This window comes from Aeromicrobium sp. (assembly GCF_036675695.1).
Lineage (GTDB): Bacteria > Actinomycetota > Actinomycetes > Propionibacteriales > Nocardioidaceae > Aeromicrobium.
The window spans coordinates 1-2,454 of sequence record NZ_JAKFEL010000154.1 but is presented as its reverse complement, the minus strand read 5'-3'; the positions used below and the strand labels follow the sequence as shown (position 1 = coordinate 2,454).

At 64.3% G+C, this 2,454-nt stretch carries 2 protein-coding genes; both read right to left on the bottom strand.

The window, feature by feature from the left end; genetic code table 11:
• Window positions 1-191: 191 nt before the first annotated feature.
• The gene (locus V6M39_RS10035; RefSeq protein ID WP_332643681.1) at window positions 192-917 is read right to left on the bottom strand and encodes a cell division protein FtsQ/DivIB; all 726 of its coding nucleotides are present in this window, start codon (window positions 915-917) and stop codon (window positions 192-194) included.
• The gene (murC, locus tag V6M39_RS10030) at window positions 914-2,317 is read right to left on the bottom strand and encodes a UDP-N-acetylmuramate--L-alanine ligase (protein ID WP_332643680.1); all 1,404 of its coding nucleotides are present in this window, start codon (window positions 2,315-2,317) and stop codon (window positions 914-916) included. Before murC ends, V6M39_RS10035 begins: the two co-directional genes overlap by 4 nt.
• Between the last annotated feature and the right edge of the window lie 137 nt (window positions 2,318-2,454).

Here is a 2,454-nt window from a genome sequence, read left to right as displayed (position 1 = left end):
CCTCCGCCGATGCCTACGACCTTGATCACGGCGAGATAGTTCTGGACCGCCATCGTGTGTCCCTTCCGGGGAGTTTCGAAACTTTAACCCTGAGGTGGAGGTTTATAGTTATGTCAACCTGTCACTTCCAGAACGGTACGTCCATGGACCCGGCCTTGAGTTGCGACACGCCGCAAATGGTCGTCGCAGAACTAGTTGCGCGTCGTCGGTTGATCGGGGGCGCTGATGTCGTACTGCTTGGCGGAGATCCGCAGCAGCGAATTGAGGACGGTCAGCTTGCGCTCGGCGTTGCCCGCACTCCCCCACGTGACCGTTCGACCCTTCGACAGATCGAGGATGATCGAGTCCTTCGTCGAGGCACTGATCGACTGCACTTGGCGGCGCAGCTTCGGGTCCTTTTCGTTGATCGATTCGACGACCGAGGCAATCGCAGAAAGAGTCTGCTGACGCTTGCGCGGGTCATCAACGTTCACGCTCACCTCCAGCAGGCGCTTCGGTGGCTTGCTCAACGTACGGAACGCGATTCCGTAGCGGTCAATCGCGCGAAGCTGGCCACCCAGTCGTGCGTAGGCGATGGGGACGCGCTCCGCGACCTCGATACGGATCGTGTTCGGGAGCGAACGAGTCACGTCCACTGCCTGGATGCGCTCCATCGAAGCAACACGGGACTCGATCCCGACCGTGTCGATGCGCGCCAAGGGCTGCCCAATGGGCACGTCAGCGGCCTTGCGGATCTGTGCCTCGCTGAGTGTCGTCTCACCGTCGACGACAACCTTCGTGGCTGCGAGCAGGCTTGAGAACCAGATCGCCCAGACCAAAGTGCCGACGAGAACAGCACCGCCGATCAGGATCAACGGACGTCGCCAACGCTGGAGTAGGCCCTCGCGCCTCCTGGCATCGAACCGAGGGTCGCTCACGATCTTGCTTCCAGCGCCTCAATCACGGCGGGGCCAACCGTCGTGATGTCTCCTGCGCCCAGCGTCAGCAGCATGTCGCCGGGGAGGAGTTCAGGGATCAGGAGCTCCGCCAGACCGGAGACTGGCCCACCGGCCGACGCCTCGGGCCCCTCGATGGCGTCGACGATGAGTGCAGAAGTGACAGCAGGATCGGGATCCTCGCGAGCAAGGTAGATGTCGGCGACGACGACACGATCGGCGGCGGAAAGCGCCTCACCCATTTCGACCCCGTACAGGCGGGTACGACTCACCAGGTGCGGTTGGTAGGCGACGACGAGGCGATCGCCAGCGGCGATGGCGCGAGCGGCGGCAAGGTCAGCAGCAATCTCAGTTGGATGGTGCGCGTACGAGTCATAGACCCGCACTCCCCCGGCTGTGCCGAGAAGCTGCATGCGACGTGCTGCACCGGTGTAGTTGGCCAACCCCTTGGCGAGAGGCGCGAAGTCGTGTCCGAGCAACAGCCCGGCGCCGAGTGCGAGCAGCGCGTCCTGCGCGTAGTGCGCTCCTGGCACGGCAAGGTTGACGACGCCCAGGTCTGCGCCCGAACGCGACACCGTGAATGTGGACGTCGAGCCCTCCACCACCAAATCGGTGGCGTGAAGATCTGCGTCGCTGGCGAAGCCGGTCGTGAGCACCGTGAGCCCGCGATCGGTTGCCGCAGCGTCCAGAGCACGGGCCCCAGCGTCGTCCGCGTTCAGCACCAGGAACGTGTCGACCGTGGTCACAAACTTGTCGAATGCTTCCGCGTAGGCCTCCACTGTGCCGTAGTTGTCGAGGTGGTCGGCGTCGACGTTCGTGACGATGGCACCGTCGGGCGCGTAGACGAGGAACGCACCGTCGCTCTCGTCAGCCTCGGCGATCAGCAGGTCACTCGAGCCGAGGCGGGCGTTGGCCCCAAGGCTGGCGACCTCAGCGCCAATCGCGAAGGAAGGATCCGCTCCGGCTTCGAGCAGCGCGCAGGTCAGCATGGCTGTCGTCGTGGTCTTGCCATGAGTGCCGGCGACGGCGACGGTACGGCGACCCTCCATCACTGAGCGCAGGCCAGCCGATCTCGGCCACAGCCTCAAACCCAGGCGCTGGGCCTCAACGATCTCAGGGTTGTCGTCTCTGACGGCTGTCGAGGCGATGACCGTGTCGACGCCGGCAAGCTGCGATGCGTCATGCCCCACATGGCAGGTGATCCCTTCGGACCTCAGGGCACTGACCACGTCGGACTCGGCAGCGTCGCTGCCACTCACGGTGATGCCTTGCTGCGACATCAGACGGGCAATCGCCGAAAGACCCGCTCCGCCGATACCAATGAAGTGAACGTTGCCGAGCTGGTCGGCCGCGGGGATCTCCGCAGGGATGTCGATCTTCACCTGGCGGCCTGTCGGATCATGGCTGCGAGACGCTCATCGGCGTCACGCGGAACGATCCCCGACGCAGCTTCCGACATGGCTGCCAGGCGGCCTGTGTGCGAGACGAGAGGTATGACGACGTTGTCGATCCATGCCGG